This window comes from Paenibacillus septentrionalis, assembly GCF_042659865.1.
GTDB lineage: Bacteria > Bacillota > Bacilli > Paenibacillales > Paenibacillaceae > Pristimantibacillus > Pristimantibacillus septentrionalis.
In genome coordinates this window covers 707,530-727,862 of the sequence record NZ_JBHSTE010000001.1, presented here as the reverse complement: position 1 = coordinate 727,862, position 20,333 = coordinate 707,530, and the positions used below count along the sequence as shown (strand labels likewise).

16 protein-coding genes are annotated in these 20,333 nt (G+C 42.7%); 12 read left to right on the top strand and 4 right to left on the bottom strand.

Annotated features, from left to right (window positions below):
- The first annotated feature begins 106 nt into the window (after positions 1-106).
- The 5 genes from ACFP56_RS03360 to ACFP56_RS03340 all read left to right on the top strand — a co-directional run bounded on the left by ACFP56_RS03360 (position 107) and on the right by ACFP56_RS03340 (position 5,855).
- The gene (locus ACFP56_RS03360) at positions 107-2,176 is read left to right on the top strand and encodes an RNA degradosome polyphosphate kinase (protein ID WP_379231104.1); all 2,070 of its coding nucleotides are present in this window, start codon (positions 107-109) and stop codon (positions 2,174-2,176) included.
- A gap of 320 nt (positions 2,177-2,496) precedes the next feature.
- Positions 2,497-3,453: a sensor histidine kinase gene (locus ACFP56_RS03355; protein WP_379231102.1), complete on the top strand. Its 957-nt coding sequence runs from the start codon at positions 2,497-2,499 to the stop codon at positions 3,451-3,453.
- Entirely contained in the window at positions 3,404-4,099 is a 696-nt protein-coding gene (locus ACFP56_RS03350; protein ID WP_379231100.1) for a response regulator transcription factor, read from the top strand. Before ACFP56_RS03355 ends, ACFP56_RS03350 begins: the two co-directional genes overlap by 50 nt.
- Before the next feature lie 81 nt (positions 4,100-4,180).
- Positions 4,181-5,107 (top strand): ABC transporter ATP-binding protein, encoded by a 927-nt coding sequence (locus ACFP56_RS03345; RefSeq protein WP_379231097.1) that lies wholly within the window; start codon positions 4,181-4,183, stop codon positions 5,105-5,107.
- Positions 5,100-5,855 (top strand): ABC transporter permease, encoded by a 756-nt coding sequence (locus ACFP56_RS03340; protein ID WP_379231095.1) that lies wholly within the window; start codon positions 5,100-5,102, stop codon positions 5,853-5,855. The genes ACFP56_RS03345 and ACFP56_RS03340 overlap by 8 nt, the downstream gene beginning before the upstream one ends.
- A gap of 136 nt (positions 5,856-5,991) precedes the next feature.
- On the opposite strand, the gene ACFP56_RS03335 is transcribed toward ACFP56_RS03340, so the two are convergent.
- On the bottom strand, positions 5,992-7,515 hold the full coding sequence (locus ACFP56_RS03335) for a Ppx/GppA phosphatase family protein (RefSeq protein WP_379231093.1): 1,524 nt from the start codon (positions 7,513-7,515) through the stop codon (positions 5,992-5,994).
- 284 nt (positions 7,516-7,799) lie between these two features.
- On the opposite strand from ACFP56_RS03335, the gene citZ reads away from it, so the two are divergent.
- The 6 genes from citZ (at position 7,800) to fni (ending at position 15,897) form a co-directional block, all read left to right on the top strand.
- The gene (citZ, locus tag ACFP56_RS03330) at positions 7,800-8,912 is read left to right on the top strand and encodes a citrate synthase (protein WP_379231091.1); all 1,113 of its coding nucleotides are present in this window, start codon (positions 7,800-7,802) and stop codon (positions 8,910-8,912) included.
- Positions 8,913-8,976: 64 nt separating this feature from the next.
- The gene (gene icd, locus ACFP56_RS03325) at positions 8,977-10,275 is read left to right on the top strand and encodes an NADP-dependent isocitrate dehydrogenase (protein ID WP_379231088.1); all 1,299 of its coding nucleotides are present in this window, start codon (positions 8,977-8,979) and stop codon (positions 10,273-10,275) included.
- A 263-nt stretch (positions 10,276-10,538) separates the two neighbouring features.
- Positions 10,539-11,492 carry a malate dehydrogenase gene (mdh, locus tag ACFP56_RS03320; protein ID WP_379231086.1) on the top strand — a complete coding sequence of 318 codons (954 nt, stop codon included), beginning with the start codon at positions 10,539-10,541 and terminating at the stop codon, positions 11,490-11,492.
- Positions 11,493-11,618: 126 nt separating this feature from the next.
- Positions 11,619-13,736, top strand: coding sequence for a DNA helicase RecQ (gene recQ / locus ACFP56_RS03315; RefSeq protein WP_379231084.1), 2,118 nt, complete (start codon positions 11,619-11,621; stop codon positions 13,734-13,736).
- Between the two features lie 104 nt (positions 13,737-13,840).
- Positions 13,841-14,797, top strand: coding sequence for a sugar kinase (locus ACFP56_RS03310; RefSeq protein ID WP_379231082.1), 957 nt, complete (start codon positions 13,841-13,843; stop codon positions 14,795-14,797).
- A gap of 41 nt (positions 14,798-14,838) precedes the next feature.
- Positions 14,839-15,897, top strand: coding sequence for a type 2 isopentenyl-diphosphate Delta-isomerase (gene fni / locus ACFP56_RS03305; protein ID WP_379231079.1), 1,059 nt, complete (start codon positions 14,839-14,841; stop codon positions 15,895-15,897).
- A 53-nt stretch (positions 15,898-15,950) separates the two neighbouring features.
- Here the strand turns inward: fni and ACFP56_RS03300 are convergent, their stop codons facing one another.
- From ACFP56_RS03300 to ACFP56_RS03290, 3 genes are read right to left on the bottom strand one after another with little or no spacing between them, the layout of a single operon-like run.
- Positions 15,951-17,054 (bottom strand): Ger(x)C family spore germination protein, encoded by a 1,104-nt coding sequence (locus ACFP56_RS03300; protein WP_379231077.1) that lies wholly within the window; start codon positions 17,052-17,054, stop codon positions 15,951-15,953.
- The gene (locus ACFP56_RS03295; protein ID WP_379231076.1) at positions 17,032-18,150 is read right to left on the bottom strand and encodes a GerAB/ArcD/ProY family transporter; all 1,119 of its coding nucleotides are present in this window, start codon (positions 18,148-18,150) and stop codon (positions 17,032-17,034) included. The genes ACFP56_RS03300 and ACFP56_RS03295 overlap by 23 nt, the downstream gene beginning before the upstream one ends.
- Positions 18,147-19,484, bottom strand: a complete 1,338-nt coding sequence (locus ACFP56_RS03290; protein WP_379231075.1) for a spore germination protein — start codon at positions 19,482-19,484, stop codon at positions 18,147-18,149. The genes ACFP56_RS03295 and ACFP56_RS03290 overlap by 4 nt, the downstream gene beginning before the upstream one ends.
- 96 nt (positions 19,485-19,580) lie before the next feature.
- Here ACFP56_RS03290 and ACFP56_RS03285 point away from each other — a divergent pair, with 96 nt between their 5' ends.
- Entirely contained in the window at positions 19,581-20,321 is a 741-nt protein-coding gene (locus ACFP56_RS03285) for a class I SAM-dependent methyltransferase (protein WP_379231073.1), read from the top strand.
- Positions 20,322-20,333: the final 12 nt, after the last annotated feature.

The window sequence follows — 20,333 nt, the reverse complement described above, 5'->3', positions numbered from 1 at the left end:
TCCTTTACATTTCAATGCAATATAATTAATGATTATTCGTTATAGTTTGAATGTTGCAGTATAGCTGATGTAAGAGTAGATGAAACGCTGCATAGGAGGAACGTCTATGACGAAGCAAGTATCACCTTACTTAAATAGAGATCTAAGCTGGGTTGAATTTAATCGTAGAGTGCTTCAGGAAGCACAGGACCCGCAAAACCCATTGTTGGAAAGAGCGAAATTTTTGGCGATCGTATCCAGCAATTTAGATGAATTTATGAGTGTTCGCGTAGCAGGCGTCCATGAGCAAATTAGAGCAGGCCTGATGAAGATGGATTTTACAGGATATTCGCCATCAGGACTGTGGAAAAGACTGCTAAAGCGAACTAAAAGTATGGTGACAGAGCAATATCGTACGTATCGCGAGCTAATGAAATGTCTGCACAAGGAAGGCATTTACATACGGGAGTATGCGGAGCTTACACCAACTGCGCAGAAGGCAATGGCGGAATATTATAACGAGATTGTATTTCCAGTCATTACTCCAATGGCAGTTGATCAGAGCCGTCCGTTTCCTCACGTGCATACGAAGGAGCTTTATCTTGCAGTAACACTACGTCTTGAAGGTGAGGACGAGTCAGAAGAACCGTTGTTTGCTATTATTCAAATTCCTTCCATATTACCTCGATGTATACCTGTTCCAAGCCGCAGCAACAGTAAAAAACAAGAGTTTGTTTTGCTGGAGGAATTAATAACGACCTTTATTGACTCCTTGTTTGCAGGCTACAATATTTACTCCGTAAGCTCGTTCCGCTTAACACGAAACTCGGACTTGTCGATTGACGAAGAAGGGGCAGAAGACTTGCTGGAGGAGATTGAAAAGGAGCTTCGACGCAGGAAATGGGGAATTCCAGTTCGTCTTGAGGTAGAATCTGATATTGATCCTTACGCGCTAGAGATGCTTAAGGAAGAACTGGAAATCAAGGATGCACTGTACATGATTGATGGTCCGCTTGATCTAAGCTATATGATGAAGTTTTCAGCTATGGTGAAAGGTCATGAAAATTTGCGCTATAAAAAATTCGAACCTAGCTACCCGACAGAGTTCGATGAAGATAAAGATATTATGAGTGTGATTGCAGAGCGTGATGTACTGCTGCATCATCCATTTGAGTCATTTGAGCCAGTGAATGACTTCGTATGGCAGGCTGCGAAGGACCCTGATGTTCTTGCAATCAAAATGACCATGTATCGTGTCAGCGGACAATCGCCGCTTGTTAAGGCGTTAGAGCATGCAGCGGCAACTGGCAAGCAGGTTACGGTCATTGTAGAACTGAAAGCTCGATTCGATGAAGAGAATAATATTGCGTGGGCTAAGCGTCTGGAAAAAGCGGGCTGCCATGTTGTCTATGGTCTTGTTGGGTTGAAAATTCACGCCAAGCTTTTACTGGTCGTACGACGTGAAAAATATGGACTGAGGCGATATGTACATGTCGGAACAGGCAATTATAACGAAAATACTGCCAAGCTATATACCGATATCGGGTTAATGACCAGCAATGATATTATTGGTGCAGATACATCAGCATTGTTTAACGAGGTGACGGGCTATTCCGCTCCGCGTGATTGGGAAGCATTTGCCGTGGCGCCTACTGGATTGAAAACCAAGCTGTTGAAGCTGATTGATCGCGAGATCGAGCATGCGAGAGCAGGGAAAGAAGCTAAAATTATTGCGAAAATGAATAGCCTGTCCAATCAGGAAATGATCGATAAGCTGTACGAGGCTTCTATAGCTGGTGTAAGCATTGAGCTTATTATTAGAGGTGTATGCAGCTTAAGACCCGGGGTGCCTGGCGTTAGTGAGAACATCAAGGTTATTAGCATTGTTGATCGGTACTTGGAGCATTCCCGTATTGTTTATTTTTATAATGATGGCAAGGAAGAAGTCTACTTATCAAGTGCTGATTGGATGACAAGAAATTTGGAGAAGCGTGTGGAACTGTTATGTCCTGTCTTCGATCAGGAGCTTAAAAATATTCTAATTGTGCTGTTGCAATTAAGTCTTGCAGACAATGTAAAAGCGCGATTGTTAAAAATGAACGGACAGTATGAACAGCTAAGAGAACTAGTTGGAATTGCTCCTTTCCGCAGTCAATTTGAGGCTCAGTATGTAGAGCGATGGAAAGGCTTAAGTTAATCTTGTCTTAACTAAAGGGCATGATCGTCAGGAGTTCATTATTGGGATTTCCTGTCGATCATGCTTTTTCTGCTTATTTAGTAAATTCCCCCTTTAAAGCCTTTCAGATCGTATAGGTTTTTGGTAAGGTTAGCATATATATGGATATCTAGGACGTGTCAAAACCCGTTCAGTATTTCGCCCCCTTTTGCTTTAGTTTGCTTGACGTACGCTCGGTACGCCTTTACAAACGCGCCTTGCATGGAGCAAAAATTCGGCAAAATGTTCTGTCTTCAGAGTTCTCAGACACGTCCTAATTTACAGGTCAAGGAAGTGAAATAGTGATTATTGCCATCATTTTATTATCTGCTGCGTTAATCGCCCAGACGTTATATATGCTGATTTACAGAAATCAGATTAAGGATATTGGCAATCAGCTGTCATTTATATCTGAACATCAATCCTTTAAGTTTATTCACATGCATATGCGAAACAAAGAAATGTATCAACTCGTGCAGTCCTGTAATCACCTCCTCCGCAGTCAGAGGGAACTTAATCAAAAGTTTATACAGAAAAATGAAGAGGTTAATACCACGATTGTAAGTTTGTCACATGATATTCGAACTCCGCTTACCTCACTTGGCGGATACCTTCAACTAGCTGAACGGGCTGAGGATTGTGAAGAGAAATCAAGTTATATCCATCTGGCTCTAACTCGCATGAAGCAAATTACCTCTCTAGTAGATGAGCTTTTTTACTATACGAAGCTGCAAAACCGGCAATATGCCCTTGAGCTTGAAGCATTAGATGTGATCGACATGCTTCATAAGCGTTTATTTTCCGTCATCGATGAATTTTCCCGCTTAGGCAAGGAGCCGGATATGTATTTGCCGGAATCTCCTGTTTATATATTTGGCAATGCCAAAGCATTGGAGCGTGTATTTGAAAACATTTTAAGCAATTACTTTTTACATGGAAACGGTAATCTCTGCATTCGTTATGAAGATAAGCTAGGAGAGGCCACCCTTCATTTTACGAATCAGGTGGGAGAGAACCACAACATTGAAGGCGATAAAGTCTTTACCCGTTTTTACAAAGTGGATCCTTCCCGTACGTTGCACTCTACTGGATTAGGACTTTCTATCGTTCAATCCTTAATGGAAAAAATGAATGGCAACGCTAAAGTACAGGTAGATGGAAATCTTTTTTGCCTAAGCGCAACATTTAAGAAGAATGGGGGTGCTGAACATGAACATTCAACAGGAACAACATCATATACTGGTCATCGAAGACGATGAGCATATTAACAAGATCATCTCTGATGTACTCCGTAGGGAGAATTACATATGTACCTCTGCCTTTTCAGGCAGTGAAGCTAAACTTCTCGTATCGCAATACAACTATCAGCTTATTATATTGGATCTCATGCTTCCTGGTTTATCTGGTGAAGCATTCATGCACTATGTGAGAGAGGAGTTGAAGTCACATATACCGGTCATTGTTTTATCAGCAAAAGATGAATTGGATCATAAGCTGCAGTTATTTGATTTAGGTGCCGTAGATTATGTGACAAAGCCGTTTGAGGTCAGGGAGCTATTAGCCAGAATCAATGTTCATATTGGGAAAAATGGATTAGTAGAATCTACTCACCAATACAAGCATAAGAAATTGATCTTGGACTGTAATGCACGAAGTGTTACGGTGAACAAACATTTATTGAATCTGACCAGACAAGAATATAGAATCCTTGAATTGCTTCTTAAAAGCCCAACACGTGTATTTACAAAACGTGATCTGTACGAGCTTGCTTGGGACGACGTTTATTTGGGTGAAGATAAAACGATTACGGTACATATCAGCAACATTCGGAACAAAATTAAGCAATACGACGATCAAGCGTATATCGATACGGTGTGGGGCATCGGATTCAGGATCAGCCCATAGACATTCTTTGACGTTTCTTATCCTTTTCTTTGCGAAGGCTTGGTATGTCTTTTATATACTACTTCACAAGGAGGTGCGACGATGACCAGTACAATAATTGAAGTTGAGGGACTCACCAAAAAGTTTGGACAAAAAACGGTCGTGCATGACGCCAATTTCAAAATCACAAGAGGTGAAATATTTGGCTTGATTGGTCAAAATGGCGCTGGTAAATCGACTCTATTAAAGATGATCGGTGGACTAATGTACCCAACCTCGGGAAACATACATTTTTTTGATCGGGCAGCAACTGATTATGCTTCCTGCTTTGAACGAATGGGCTTACTTATTGAACACCCTGGATTATACCCGCAGTACACTGCTTATGATAATCTTAAGCTTTTAGCGATCTCCTATGGCTTGAAGCAGTATAAACAGTATATATCGGAGCTTTTGGAGCTTGTCGGATTGGATGCTTCCAACAAAACGAAGGTGAAGCATTATTCAATGGGCATGAAGCAGCGACTAGGTATAGCTATCGCTCTGCTCGGCAGTCCGGATGTGTTAATTCTCGATGAACCGATTAATGGATTAGATCCGCAAGGGATCGCTGAAATAAGAGAGCTTATTCTAGATCTCAACAAAAAGGGACTGACCATTGTTATTTCCAGTCATATTTTAGAAGAACTCTCAAAAGTAGCGAGCAAATATGCGATCCTTCATAAAGGTGAAATTATCGAGGTGATTTCCAAGGATGATTTGCTGCTTCGGTGCGAAGAACGTATTGAAGTTGTAGTGGATGATGTAAGCAAGGCATTGCCTGTTCTAGAGCAGGAGCTGAGGATGAAGCAGTTTAAGGTTATCGATACGCATACTTTACATATCTACGATACCCATATGAATAACCAACAGATTGTTAAGCTTTTAGCTAGCCACGATCAATATGTCCGATCCATAACAAACCATAAAACGAGCTTGGAGCAGTATTTCTTAGAACGGACAGAGAAAGTGGGTGGATCACTTGATTAATATATTCAAAATGGATCTGCATCGCTTTAGAACGAACAGAGTTGTCTATCTGCTTTTGCTCGTATTTAGTGCATTTCAAATTTTCGGAATATTTATGATTAAACAGTACGAGCAGCCTGGGGATGGGGGACTAAGCATTGGCACAATGAATGAAAGCCAGTTTATGCAGTATATGCTTTCTCAACCTCCGTCCTGGGTGCTGTTTTATATAGTAGTGTTCACTGTTTATTTTTATATGAGTGAGTACAACTCGAGATTTTACCGAAATTATATTACGATGAAAAATTCAAGACTTTACTCGGTATTGTCTAAAGCCTTAATCCTCGCACTTTTTACTTTATTCATTCTTATTGTTTTGACGATCTCCAACATAGTCGGAAAACAGTTATTTTTTGGACATACAGAGCTGGGGGATATCGGGTATTTCGCGAAGCTGTTGCTTGGACAGTTTTTACTTCATTGGTCGTTTTCCGTTCTGATCCTGTGCGTTGCGGTGCATACGAGGAACATTGTTATTGGTTTAAGTTTAGGATTTGTTTTTGCTCTAAATGTATTTGGCATGCTCTTCAGTGCTCTGGAATCTTTGCAGGATCAGGTTCAATTCACCAAATATATGCTTGTTAATACGATCATGAGTCATCTTGACTATAATACGGAGGATTTCATCCATGTTATTGCCGTATCAATCATTTCGCTCCTGTTATTTGCTGCAGTGGCTGTTCGTTTCAAGCTGAAAGAGGACCTATGATCGTATAAATCTCAAATACATGAAAAAATAGTAGGACCGCTCGATGAGGGCGGTCCTTTTTTTTGTGCTGTTATTCTTCCAGCTTATGTTACGTTATGCAATGGAATTTTTATTGTTGAGGGGACTCGTAACTGTGCTACAAATGGTTCAGTTGAAGAACCGGCTTGATCCCCCATTGCTTTTTGAAATCAGTAGCAATTTCTTTCACTTTATGCGATTCCAGCTCCAGATCCGTCTGGGCAGCAGTAACCGAAATGATCAGCTTGTCCTGCTCTAGCTTAAGCTCCATCTGCTGAATGCTTTGGGTTTCACTTCTGTCTAAAGCAGCAGCCAGCTGCAGCACGTAGCCTAATCGAAAGATTGTATCCAGTTCTTCGTTGCTAATAAGCTGGCCATAGTCCTTAAGCTCTGCTTTAGCCTTGCCTTTACTGCGGAAGGAGGCGATTGAAGCAACAAGCAGGATTTCCTTATGCGTTAAGCCATTCAAATGAGAATGGACAATCAGATAAAACGTATGCTTTTCATAATGATAATATTCAATCGTTGCACCAATGCGATAAAGGCGTGCGGCTGTATTCAAGTAAACTCGAAAAATTTCTTTGCTTGAATCATGCTGCATAAGACACGATAGAAGCTGGTCTGCCAGCTGGCTAATATGCTTCGTATGAGCATGCGGAATAGCGGTATGCAAGGCGATAATATTTTCGACGCTGTAATCAAGCGGATTTTGCTGCAGTGGCTGCTCAGGGAAAAACAGCTTATGGAATACACCATCGCGAAGACCTGCGCCGCAAATAATATAATGAGTAGCTTGGATGTATTGAAAAACAGTCGTTAAGATTGCAAAGCCCGGGATAATGACATCCACACGATCCTTGCTTAGTCCAGCGATCTTTTTCCGTTTGTCCTGCGGCAGCAAGCGAAGTTCATGGAACAGCTCCAGCACGCTTTGACTTGCTAGCGGATAATTATGCGTCTGGGAAAATGGATAGTCAGTTGCAGCTTGATGTATTTTGCCTAACGCCCGTGCTGTTCCGCCTACAGCAATTAACGGCAGATGAGCATAGCGTGTAATCCATTCATGGTCGCTCATCGCTTGCAACACTTCACTTTTTAGTGCATCCAAATCAACATCGCTAAGCCCATTTTTGCTGTCAAACCGTTTATTGAAGCTAACACAGCCGAATGGGAACGAAAAGGTATGTACTATTTTTCGATTTAAAAATAACGTCAATTCAGAAGAACCGCCGCCGATATCTAACAAAAATCCGCTTTGAACAGACAGGGAGTTGATCATGCCTAGAAAACCGTACTCCGCTTCCTCGCGTCCAGTCAGAACGCGAATAGCCAGGCCGGTTGCCTGCTTTACCTGTTCAACAATTTCCGCTTGATTGCCTGCATTGCGAATAGCTGCGGTCGCGAGCGGAACAAGAGCATCCAGTTGATGCTGCTTAGCCAGCAGCTGATAAACTTTTAGCGTTTCGATCAGCACGTTAATGCCTTCTTGACTTAATTCGCCTCGTTCATTTATTTTGCTGCTAAGACGAGCAGAACGCTTGCTGCCATCTACAACCCGATGTGCGCCATGCTCGGTTTTTTCATAGATCACAAGTCGGATAGAGTTCGAACCTATGTCAATAATGCCATAACGTTGTGACATTTTATTCCTCCAGTATCATTACTTGTTCAATAGTTTATCATAATTTTCTAAAAGTTATTAGTTTTCGACATTCAGTTTTCTTTTGAAAGCGCAAATAACTATGCTATAATGAACGGGCTATGAAAAAAACACCTGATACATTTTATCAATGAAGGCGATAAAGCATTTCTATCCTTGCTTATGTTCACTTTTTTGACAAAATCCTATATCATTGATGATAATGAGACTAGGATGGTATATCGGTTTCTAGCATTTATACATTGAATAATAAAGGAGAGGGAACGATGACAGCAACAAAAGGTCTTGAAGGTATTGTAGCAGCGCAATCCTCTATCAGTTCAATTATTGATGGAGTTTTAACATACCGTGGTATCAATATTGACGAACTTGCTGAAAAAGCTTCTTTTGAGGAAGTTGCATATTTGTTATGGTATGGAAAATTGCCGAATCGTGCAGAGCTTGCTGATTTGCAGCAAAAACTGGATGAGTATGCTGTGATTCCGAACGAAGTGATTGAAGCAATCAAGCTGTATCCAAAGAATACGAATTCTATGGCAGCACTCCGTTCAGCAGTATCAAGCTTGGCACTTTATGATCCGCTAAGTGGGGATATGACTACAGAAGCGAATCAACTGAAAGCGATTAAATTGCAAGCTCAGCTTCCAACAGTAGTTGCCGCATTTGCTCGTATCCGTGAAGGGAAAGAGCCGATTTCACCGAAAAAAGGCGTGTCAATAGCACATAATTTCTTATATATGCTAACTGGTGAAGAGCCTGCGAGCGTTGCCGAGAAAGCTTTGGATCAAGCGCTAGTCCTGCATGCAGATCATGAGCTTAACGCCTCAACCTTTGCTGCTCGTGTTACAGTCGCTACTCTGTCTGACATATATTCTGGTGTTACATCCGCGATCGGCGCTTTGAAAGGCCCATTGCATGGCGGCGCCAATGAAGCTGTTATGGTTATGCTGGAGGAGATTGGTTCCAAAGATAATGTAACGGCTTACATTGAAAACGCACTTGCTAACAAAGTTAAAATTATGGGCTTTGGTCATCGCGTATACAAAAACGGCGATCCGCGCGCGAAGCATCTACAAAAAATGTCTTATGAGCTTGGCAAATTAACGGGTAATCTTGAGCTGTATGAAATGTCTACACAAATTGAAGAGCTTGTGACAGGCCGTAAGGGCTTGAAGCCAAATGTTGATTTCTACTCAGCATCTGTATACACAGCACTGAAAATTCCTCGCGACTTGTTTACACCGCTGTTTGCAATTAGCCGTGTGTCTGGTTGGACCTCTCATATTTTAGAGCAATATGAGAATAACCGTTTAATTCGTCCTCGTGCTGAGTATGTAGGGCCAATTCAAGCTGTTTATGTACCAGTAGATGAGCGTTAATGTGCAAATATGGTAAAATAGCTTATGATAATAATTGAATCACATTTAAGGAGGAAAAATATTCATGTCTCTATTTGAAAAGTTCGCAATGCCAACTGAAGGTGAAAAAATTACGATTGATAACGGGGTATTGCAAGTACCTAACCAACCAATTATCCCATTTATCGAAGGTGACGGAACTGGTCGCGATATTTGGAAGGCTTCCAAGCGCGTGCTTGATGCAGCTGTTGAGAAAGCTTACAAAGGCGAGAAACAAATTGCATGGTATGAAGTATTCGCTGGTGAAAAAGCATTCAACCAATACGGTGAATGGTTGCCAGCAGATACGCTTACTGCAATTCGTGAATATATTGTTGCAATTAAAGGACCTCTTACTACGCCAATCGGTGGCGGTATCCGCTCTCTAAACGTTGCACTTCGTCAAGAGCTGGATCTTTACACTTGCCTTCGTCCTGTTCGTTACTTCGACGGTGTGCCTTCTCCGGTTAAACGTCCTGATCTCGTAGACATGGTTATCTTCCGTGAAAATACTGAGGATATTTATGCAGGTATCGAGTATCAATCTGGTTCTGAAGAAGTGAAAAAAGTAATCGAGTTCTTGCAAAAAGAAATGAACGTGAACAAAATTCGTTTCCCAGAAACTTCTGGTATCGGTATTAAGCCAGTTTCCTCCGAAGGTTCTAAGCGTCTTGCTCGTGCTGCGATTGAATATGCAATCAAGCATGGTAGAAAATCTGTAACGCTTGTTCATAAAGGCAACATTATGAAATTTACAGAGGGTGCTTTCAAAAACTGGGGCTACGAAGTAGCTGAGCAGGAGTTTGCTGAGCAAACCTTTACATGGGGTCAATATGATCGCATTAAAGACGCTGAAGGCGTTGACGCTGCAAACAAAGCGCAAGCTGAGGCTGAAGCAGCTGGCAAAATTATCGTGAAGGATGCAATTGCTGATATCGCATTGCAGCAAGTACTTACACGTCCAACTGATTTTGATGTAATCGCAACACTTAACTTGAACGGTGACTACCTATCCGATGCTCTTGCAGCACAGGTTGGTGGTATCGGTATCGCTCCAGGCGCGAACATCAACTACTTAACAGGTCATGCAATTTTCGAAGCAACTCATGGTACTGCTCCGAAATATGCAGACAAAGACGTTGTTAACCCGGGCTCTGTTATCCTTTCTGGCGTTATGTTGCTTGAGCATCTTGGCTGGCAAGAAGCAGCTAACTTGATCTACAAAGGTATGGAAACAGCGATTAACAACAAAACAGTTACTTACGACTTCGCTCGTCTAATGGAAGGCGCTACAGAAGTGAAGTGCTCTCAATTCGCAGACGAAATTATTAAACACTTGGCATAAGCAGCAAGCAGCATGCACACATAAAGAGAGCCTGCAATGGCTCTCTTTATTGGTGTCAGCTGCTTGATTTGTATATGCGTACATACATAGAAGCAGTGCTCAAAGCTAAACCGCAAGCGAATACTTCCGATGTAGGGTTTTAGCTGCTAGGAAGTAAATCCAGAAGAAGCTAAACCGCAAGCGAATGCTTCCGAAGCAGCGTTTTAGCTGCTAGGAAGTAATACTAAGAAGAAGCTAAAACGCTTTAGGAGGGTCCAAAAAAAGTGGCGATTACTCGTAAAAAGATTACGATTGTTGGAGCAGGGTTTACTGGTGCAACAACGGCTCTTATGCTGGCGCAGAAGGAGCTTGGCGATGTCGTTCTAGTTGATATACCTCAGCTTGAAAATCCGACTAAGGGTAAGGCGCTTGACATGCTTGAAGCTACTCCTGTTATGGGCGTCGATGCGCGGGTCATTGGAACGTCCAGTTATGAGGATACGAAAGATTCTGATATCGTCATCATTACTGCAGGTGTTGCTCGCAAGCCTGGCATGAGCCGCGATGATCTAGTGAATACCAACGCAGGCATCGTAAAAGCTGTGTGTGAGCACATCAAAACGACAAGCCCTGAAGCGTATGTGCTTATTTTAAGCAACCCCGTTGATGCGATGACTTATGCCGCGTATCAAACGCTTGGGTTTCCTAAAAACCGCGTTATTGGCCAGTCAGGTGTACTCGATACGGCGCGTTACTGCACCTTTATTGCCCAAGAGCTGAATGTATCGGTTGAGGATGTTAGAGGTTTTGTTTTAGGTGGACATGGAGACGATATGGTGCCACTGGTGCGTTATTCGAATGTAGCAGGCATACCGATCGAAAAGCTACTCCCGGCGGACCGTATCGAGGCGATTGTGCAGCGAGCCCGTGTCGGAGGCGGCGAAATCGTTAGTCTTCTCGGTAATGGAAGCGCCTATTATGCTCCTGCAGCATCACTAGTGCAAATGACAGAAGCAATCCTTAAGGATAAGAAACGGATTATTCCGGTTATTGCCTACCTTGAAGGCGAATATGGCTATACTGATCTATTTATGGGGGTACCGGCTATACTGGGCGGCGACGGTATTGAAAAAGTGATCGAGCTTGACCTAACCGCTGAAGAGAAAGCCGCGCTTGATCAATCCTCAGCATCTGTATCGCAGGTTATCGAGGTTGTAAAATCTGGTCTCGGCATCTAATACAGCTTGATCAGGAGGACCCTGTCATTCCATGTACGGATCGGCTTTTTGCTGTTCCCAGACTTAAGGAGGGCAGGGTTTTTTAATTGTAGTAACGTGTATGGTTAGTGAAAGTGAGGTGCAGCAATGTCGGCACATGCGATATTGAAAAAGATTTATGGCTATGATCAGTTTCGTCCTGGGCAAGAGGAGATTATTGACAGCATTGTTTCAGGGAGAGATACACTTGCCATTTTGCCAACAGGGGGCGGAAAGTCGGTCTGCTATCAAATTCCTGCGCTTATGTTACCAGGAACGACGTTAGTTATATCTCCGTTAATTTCGCTGATGAAGGATCAGGTTGATGCATTAACACGTTTAGGTGTTTCTGCTGCTTTTTTGAACAGCTCCTTATCGCAGGAGCAGTATAAAAACGTGCTGCGTCGAGCATTTAACGGTGAATATGAGCTGTTATATATCGCGCCTGAACGCTTCGATGCGCCGATGTTTCAACAGCTGACCGAGCATTTGCAAATTCCGCTTATCGCGATTGATGAAGCTCACTGTGTGTCACAGTGGGGGCATGATTTTCGCCCAAGCTATCGCCAGCTGGCGCTTGCTATTAGTAGAATGGAGGATCGCCCGATAGTCGCGGCGTTTACTGCAACTGCTACAAAGGAAGTAGCAGAGGATATCGTAGCAATGCTTAATTTGCAGCAGCCAGCAACATTTGTAACGGGGTTTGCCAGACCTAACTTATCGTTGTCGGTTGTAACAGGGGTTCACAAGCAGGATTTTCTAACTCAATTTTTGAAGGAGCGAGCGGAGCAATCAGGCATTATCTATGCTGCTACTAGAAAAGAAGTAGAAGCGGTTCATGAACGCATTCATTTGCTAGGCTATCAAGCAGAGCTTTATCACGGCGGTCTATCTGATGCTGCTCGAGCGGAAGCGCAGGAAAACTTCCGCTTTGATCGGACGAAAATTATTGTAGCTACTAACGCCTTCGGTATGGGAATTGACAAGCCGAATGTAAGATATGTGCTGCATTGGCAGGTGCCGGGCGACCTTGAGTCTTACTATCAGGAGGCAGGTCGAGCGGGGCGTGATGGAGAAGAAAGTGAATGTGTGCTTCTTTTTGATGCCAGCGATTTATTTATCCATCGCTTTTTAATCGAACAAGGGCTCGGGGATGAGCAGCGGAAAGCGGTGCAAGCGAGCAAACTGCATGAAATGACCAGCTATTGTCGTACGGATGCATGTCTTCAGCAATTTATCGTCGATTATTTTGGAGAGCGTGCTGTTGAACCATGTGGAAAATGCAGCAGTTGTCTCGATACAAGTGAAAAGGTTGATCGCACGCAGGAAGCGTTAATGGCAATGTCCTGTGTCGCTCGAATGCGTGGCAGATTTGGAGTGACCATGGTGGCTAAGGTGCTCAAGGGCTCGTCAGACAAAAGACTGCTTGCGGCAAAGCTACAATCGTTATCGACCTACGGTCTATTGAAGCAGACGTCAGAAAAGGAAATTGTCGATTGGCTTAATTGGTTGGTGGCAGAACAGTATTTACAGCTGAGCGGAGGCCAGTATCCCGTTGTAACTCTCGCAGAGCGCTCGCGACTGGTGATAGAGGGCAAGGAGCAGGTGTGGCAAAGACGCCGCAGCACGGTGAAGCAACTGCTTAGCAATAGCTCACAGGATGCATCACCGATCTTTGCCGCGTTGAAGGAGTGGCGAAGAAAACAGGCTGCGCATGAGAATATTCCACCCTTTATGGTTTTCTCTGATGCGACTCTGCGTCATATTGCTGAAGCGGCACCACATACAACAGGTGAGCTAATGCATGTCAAAGGTATAGGACAAGCCAAGCTTCAGAAATATGGCGATGCAGTCATTCACCTCATACAAGAGTTGAAGCGGTCTATAGATGCTGCTCCGTCTATGAAAGCAGAAGCCACTGCTGATCAGGAGAAAAGACCAAGCCATCTGCTATCATATGAAGCCTTTGCAATGGGGCAAACAATCCAGGAAATTCGAACAGAACGTAATGTGTCTCAACAGACGATTGAAAAGCACATTCTGCGAGCAATTGAAGAGGGAAATCCCATTGATTGGTCGCGAATTTTTGATCAGGAGACAGAGGAGCAAATTTTACAGGTGGTGTCGGAGGTTGATGCCAGTCTGCTACGGAATATAAAAGAGGCATTGCCTGAAGCTATTACGTATTTTCAAATTCAAGCTGTGCTGTTGAAATCATTGCAATAGTACGCCAGACCAGCATCATAATGCAGTTTCTTTTATAGTATGAATCTTGGAAATCTATTGTATAATCTTGATTATAACGATAAATGAACACGGAGGCCTTTATTATGAAACAACATTCCCCTCAAGTTGTAACATTTGGCGAGTCTATGGCACTGTTTCTCCCGTCTCAGCAGCAATCTATTGAACGAGCAGACAGCCTGCAGCATCGTTTTGGCGGAGCTGAGAGCAATGTTGCGATCGGACTTGCCAGACTTGGTATTGACGTTGGCTGGTTTAGTGTTATGGGTGATGATCCGCTTGGAAAACGTATTGTCAAATCAATACGTGGAGAGGGAGTCGATGTATCACGGGTGCTGTACAGCAAAGATGCACCAACTGGTATGATGTTCCGCGAACAAGTTAGTGGTAGAAATGCGGTGCATTACTTCCGAAAAGGCTCAGCGGCAAGCACTATGACTCCTGATCAGCTGGATGAGACCTATATTCAAGGAGCCAAGCTGCTGCATATTACAGGGATCACGCCAGCACTAAGCGAAAGCTGCAAGGCTACAATCTATCGTGCAATTGAACTTGCTAAAAAGCATCAAGTGACGGTTTGCTTTGATCCAAATTTGCGTTTAAAGCTATGGTCGATCGAAGAGGCTAGAGAGGTCATACTATCAATTGCGAAGGAGGCTGACTACTTCCTGCCAGGATGGGATGAGTTAAAGCTATTATACGATACCGAGAATGAAGCACTTATTGACGAGAAGCTCAATGAATTGAAGGCAATTTGTATTGTAAAGGGCAAAGGAGACTATAATGTCATATACGAGCAGGGAAATCAAACGGAGGTTCCGTTCTATCCTGCTGAAAAAGTAGTCGATACGGTTGGTGCAGGTGATGGCTTCTGTGCTGGCTTCCTTGCAGGGATTATTAAAGGCCTAAGCAGCTATGAGGCGGTTCGTATGGCAAGCATCAATGGTTCGCTAGCTGTCCAAACCTATGGTGATTGGGAGGCGCTTCCAGAATGGGAGCAGCTGCAGCAGCGCCTAAGCGCTCAAGCCTGGATTGAGCGCTAGTCATTTCTAGCTCTGCCGTTATTGGTTAGAAGGAGAGGTATATGGATATACAGAATGAACATGAAACGCAGCAACGCAAGGATGAACATATTACGATCTGTCTAGACAAGCCTGTACAGGGAAAAGGCATAACGACAGGGCTAGAAAAGTGGAGATTTAAGCATTTATCTCTTCCTGAAATTGATTTTAACGCGATTGATCTCTCCACGACTATGTTTGGAAAAACAGTTAAGACCCCACTGTTAATCAGTTCCATGACCGGGGGAACGGAACGAGCGTTTCAGATTAATCGCTCGCTAGCGATTGCAGCTGAGCAGCAAGGCTGGTCGTTAGCGCTTGGTTCGATGAAGGTGGCGCTCGAAAAGCCGGAGCTGGCCTACAGCTTTCAGCTTCGTCAGTATGCACCTAGCATCCCGATTATAGCGAATATCGGACTCGTTAGCTTGAACTACGGAATTAATACGAAGGATTGTCAGCGAATAGTTGAGCTTGCCGAAGCAGATGCGCTAGTGTTTCATCTAAACAGCATGCAGGAAATTTTTCAACCGAAGGGTGATACAAACTTTTCAGGCTTGCTTCAGAAGCTTGAAGAGGTTGTAAAATACCTGGACGTACCTGTAGGGATTAAGGACGTTGGTTGGGGAATAGATGCAGAGGTTAGAGACAGGATGCTGGAAATTGGCATTGAATTCGTTGATGTTGCAGGTGCGGGCGGCACATCGTGGAGTCAAGTTGAGCATTTTCGAACAACTTCTGCTATTCAATACGCTGCATCGGAGAGCTTTATTGATTGGGGTAATACAACTGCCGATTGTCTGATTGAGCTGAGAGATGGTATGCAGAAACGAATGTTGATTGGAAGTGGTGGACTTCGAAATGGCGTTGATGCTGCGAAGGTAATGGCATTAGGTGCTGATTCAGCTGGATTTGGTCGTACGCTGCTGGCTCATGCAATTGAAGCTCCTAACCGTCAGCAGGAGTATTCCATCATTGAGCGATTGGCTACGATAGAATATGAAATGAAAGCAGCTATGTTCGGTATTGGAGCTCGTCATATTGAGGCGCTAAAACGTAATCAACGCTTAATTCGCATACCGTGAACTAAAAAAATCGAGCAACAGCTTGAAGTATTGAAGAAGCTGCTGCTCGATTTTTATTTTAGCAGGCCCGTACCACGAACTTCAATTTTAGTTTTTACATTGAAATTCATACTTTGATAAATAGCTGGCCATTCCCGATCAAAATTTTCAAGCTGATATTTTGCACGATACCGCAAGCCAAAACCAATTGGGTCTACACCAGCCTCTTGTATTTTCTCTAAGAGCTTTGTAACGGCTTTTGAGTAAGCAGTTTCAAGTTGTTGAGTAATTTCCTCAGGATGATCGAAATAAGCGTTAGTTGGCATTTCCTCGAATGTTACTGCCAATTTAATCGACATATCTATATTAGTACCTTGCTCGTTTTTTTGAATTTTGTATTTCATTTTCGTTTCATGAATAGATATGACGTAGGGATCGTTGCGAAATGAGCCATACAAGTTAGAGCGATTCAACTTAAACATAAGCTGATTTAATAGCTGTGTATCTTCAGGCTCTAGGGTAAGCACGACCTTTTCCTTATTGAGCAAAGCGACTTTGTTTATGTTATATGTAATATCCTCCTTGTCTATCTCTACGATAGGAAGAATAGGGTCAAGCCCCTTTTCATCGAGACGTCGTGTAAGATCCGTTAATAGCTCGACGAATGTATAGGAAGATTCTGTTGCATCTGTGCTAAAAAACAGATACAGTGAGTTGCCAGGAAATCGCTCTACCGCGGGCTGTTCCTTAATGATGTCTCCAGCAATAGGGCTTCCGATACCAATTGCAGCAATGTTTTGGATATCTCTTCTGCGAGACATCCAATGAACGGCTTCGCGAATATTGTCTTGACTGAGTGAATCACCAAGTAAAAAAACATTGCAATGGCCAAAATCGATCTCTTTATCGACTTGTGCCTTTAGCATTCGTACTCCTTCTGCAATGCTCGCTGTATCTATTTTTTCAACCTGTGTTTTGCTTTTGCCTGCATCGATCTCAATTGATGGAACACCAAACTTTAAGGTAATACGGTACGGCTTTTCCTCGTTTTCTGTTTTGTCGATTGCCATAGCAACAACAAAATATCGTTTATCAATATCTTTAAATCCGCATCCTGACAACAAGCTGCATGCAATGAGACTGAACGCAAGCATGCTAAACACTAATTTTCTTTTCATATTTTCTCACCTTTTTTTTGCTCAGTGCATATACCCACAGTGTAATTACAATTTCGGAGATCATACGGATAATTAAAAATATCCCGCCTATATAGATGACATTCAGCTCATTTGTCAGATACATAAAAATAAGCGTAAGAACCACCAAAACAGCAACAATCCAGTAGCTGCGTCTTGGCGGTTTAGGTTCGTCAGGATCGACCTTGTTGTTAGGAAACAGCGTTCGAATATACTCGATCACCATATGCCAGCCTACCATTGTAAACGCTAGTGAGAGATTGATGAGCACAATTAAAAATATAAAAAGCATTCGCTCGATAAATCCAAAGATCATTCGAGCAGAATCGGCTGTCGCACTCCAAACGTATACATAGTTTGCTACCCCTTCAGTTCCATGAATACCGATAGGAACAAAAAACGTAATAAACTGGACAACGAATGCGATTAATGGGAATGTCCAGCGATATTTAAACCGGAAATTAGGAGGCAAGATACGGTTAAATAAGCCAAGGTTCAGAAATCCCGTGAAAACAAATGTTGCACTTGCAAATGCCAGTAAAGAGGGCATTCTATCATAATGATTCAGGACAATTTGTACAGCGTCCCACTTCAAGAATGGATTATTGATCGTTTTATACATAATGAAAGCGATAGCTGGGATACACAGAATAACGACAATCTCAAGCACAAAATTGACAGTAACCGTAGACCTAGTCGCACCAAATGCACATACGAGCATGAGTATGGTCAATATGACATAAGGATTTCCTTCAGGATTCAAAAACCTTGTAATAACGATCGCATAAGATGCTATGACAAGCGTAGAAGACATTCCAACAATTAGAGCTTTATAGGTTACTACTGCTCCGACAAGCCAACGCGGATAGAAGTGGCTTAAAATTTCCGGAAGTCCCTGATTTGGAAACTTGCTTAATCCAGCTGTAAACAGGTATAACATGATTACCCCAAAAATTGGACTTAGAAAGATCGCCATTACAGATCCATCAAATCGCTCGGCCATTAAATGATATGGGACGAGTATCATCAGATTCGAAAAGCATACGATTAGGTAATGGTAGAATACATATCGATTCATGCTGCGTCTGCTCCTCCAATATCTCCTTGTTGTGAGCTAACATCTCCCCTAAAGCGGAAGTAATATTCACCAAAGCTGCGTGTGCTGCACAGGCAGATAATATAGAAAAACAATCCTAGAAAGATACCTGCTACGCCAAAAAATATCGCGACGACCATAATCGGATACTTTAAGAACCGAATTGCCAGCGACATCGTATGAATCGGCAATACGAAATTGCTGATCGCGACCAGTGAGGTAACGATGATCATGATACTGCTGACTAAGCCAGCCTGCTGAATAGCTGAACCTAATATTAGCCCGCCGACCGTTGTTGATGTAGAACCGATTAATTTAGGGATGCGGATACTGGATTCGAGCAGCATCTCGATCATCACAAGCATAATGAGAACCTCTATGAACGACGGATAAGGTACAATTGAGCGACTTGCCACTAAGGAGAAAGCAAGCTGCAACCGAGCAAATTCAGGGTTGTATGAGACGATCGCGATGTACAAGCCTGGCAGGATTGTCGTAATGAATAGAGCGATATAGCGGAGCACAATAAGCAGCTTTGTCATCCATATAGACTCATAGTGATCCTCGACCGCGTGCATAAAATCAAAGAAAGTAACTGGAAGTATCAAGGCGTATTGCGAGCCCTTCATAACCATCACAATTTTACCGAACGATAAGGCGCGGCCAATGCGATCGATACGCTCTGTAATAAGCAAGGTAGGAAAGAGCTGATACTTTTTTCCGTTAAGCAGGCGCTCTAGCTCCCCTACTGATTGAACGAGATCAAGGTGGATGCTGGCAAGCTTGTTCATTACTAAATCTAACGTATGTTTGTTTACTTTTCGCTGATCATACAAAATAAACAGACTTGTCTGGGACAAGTTACCAACGGTCATCTTATCGCACACAAGCTCTGGCGACATATAAGCATTTCGGATCACATTAAGTGATGTAATCGGATCTTCACTCAATGAATGCTGAGGTCCAGTGATGGACGTTTCTAGTTTCGCTTCAGGCAGGTCATTATAATTATACTTAATTGCATCAAATGAAAAGACAGTTTCTTGGTATTCAATTAGCACCTGACCACGCATCAAGAGATCGTTCCATGTCGCTGGATCTGTAACCTTTGTAAAATTGGGATTGGATTGAAGCAACGTCATAAAAGGATATTCATTTTTTGAAAAAGGCACGGTAATGAACGAATGGATTTTGGGTTCATCACAAATGGGCAAATAATAAGCGATCTCCAGCTTCTGGCCTGTTATCGGGTGAGTCATTTCCTTCTGTATAAGATCTTCAGCCGGAGACAAAATTATTTTTAGTCGATCAAGCACCATGATCCCCCTCTTTCAAGAATAGTAGTGATAGTATGACCGAATTTACCAAAACTATGCTAAAATGAGCTTGACTAGAAAAGGAAGGCATGCAGAATGGAATGGTTTAAGCAAAGCTTCAATCAGGATTATATGATGGTATATCGCCATCGAAATGCAACTGAGGCACGCGAGCAAGTTATTAAGATGATTGATTGGCTCGATTTGGACGATAAGAAAGAGATGTCACTGCTTGATTTAGGGTGCGGAACAGGCCGGCATTCCCTGTCTCTTCAGCAGATGGGGTTTAAAGTGACAGGTCTTGATTTGTCTCCTCATTTGCTACAGGAAGCAAAAATCCATGATCCTGACGAACGCATTACATGGGTGGAAGGAGATATGAGGCAGCTTCCGTTCGAGGATTGTAGCTTCGATCTTTCACTTAATTTATTTACGTCTTTTGGCTATTTCGTTCAGCAGCTTGATAATGAAGCGGTACTATCGGAAATTAGTAGAATATTAAAAAAACAAGGCAGCTTTATTATTGATTTCTTGAATCCAGCACATGTTAGAACGCAGCTTGATGCATTTTCTGAACGATTTGACGAAGAAATGTCATGTACGATTACAGAACATCGAACTATACACGGTGATGTTGTAGAAAAAACGATTATCATCACGCCAACATTTGGCATAAAACGAATATATAAGGAAAAGGTTATGTTGCTGCCATTGGAGTGGTTTATAAGCTGCTTCGAGCATCTTGGATTAGAGCTGAAGCAAGTCTACGGTAGTTATGATGGGGAAACGTACCATTCGAAATCGCCTCGAATGATTATCATTGGATTAAAAAAATAAGGAGCAGTGGGA

What these genes read in the sequence shown, in the direction of transcription:
- ACFP56_RS03360 (WP_379231104.1), top strand. Translation starts at nt 107, where the DNA reads ATGACGAAGCAAGTATCACCTTACTTAAATAGAGATCTAAGCTGGGTT.
- ACFP56_RS03350 (WP_379231100.1), top strand. Translation starts at nt 3,404, where the DNA reads ATGAACATTCAACAGGAACAACATCATATACTGGTCATCGAAGACGAT.
- ACFP56_RS03345 (WP_379231097.1), top strand. Translation starts at nt 4,181, where the DNA reads ATGACCAGTACAATAATTGAAGTTGAGGGACTCACCAAAAAGTTTGGA.
- ACFP56_RS03335 (WP_379231093.1), bottom strand. Translation starts at nt 7,515, where the DNA reads ATGTCACAACGTTATGGCATTATTGACATAGGTTCGAACTCTATCCGA.
- citZ (WP_379231091.1), top strand. Translation starts at nt 7,800, where the DNA reads ATGACAGCAACAAAAGGTCTTGAAGGTATTGTAGCAGCGCAATCCTCT.
- icd (WP_379231088.1), top strand. Translation starts at nt 8,977, where the DNA reads ATGTCTCTATTTGAAAAGTTCGCAATGCCAACTGAAGGTGAAAAAATT.
- recQ (WP_379231084.1), top strand. Translation starts at nt 11,619, where the DNA reads ATGTCGGCACATGCGATATTGAAAAAGATTTATGGCTATGATCAGTTT.
- ACFP56_RS03310 (WP_379231082.1), top strand. Translation starts at nt 13,841, where the DNA reads ATGAAACAACATTCCCCTCAAGTTGTAACATTTGGCGAGTCTATGGCA.
- fni (WP_379231079.1), top strand. Translation starts at nt 14,839, where the DNA reads ATGGATATACAGAATGAACATGAAACGCAGCAACGCAAGGATGAACAT.
- ACFP56_RS03300 (WP_379231077.1), bottom strand. Translation starts at nt 17,054, where the DNA reads ATGAAAAGAAAATTAGTGTTTAGCATGCTTGCGTTCAGTCTCATTGCA.
- ACFP56_RS03295 (WP_379231076.1), bottom strand. Translation starts at nt 18,150, where the DNA reads ATGAATCGATATGTATTCTACCATTACCTAATCGTATGCTTTTCGAAT.
- ACFP56_RS03285 (WP_379231073.1), top strand. Translation starts at nt 19,581, where the DNA reads ATGGAATGGTTTAAGCAAAGCTTCAATCAGGATTATATGATGGTATAT.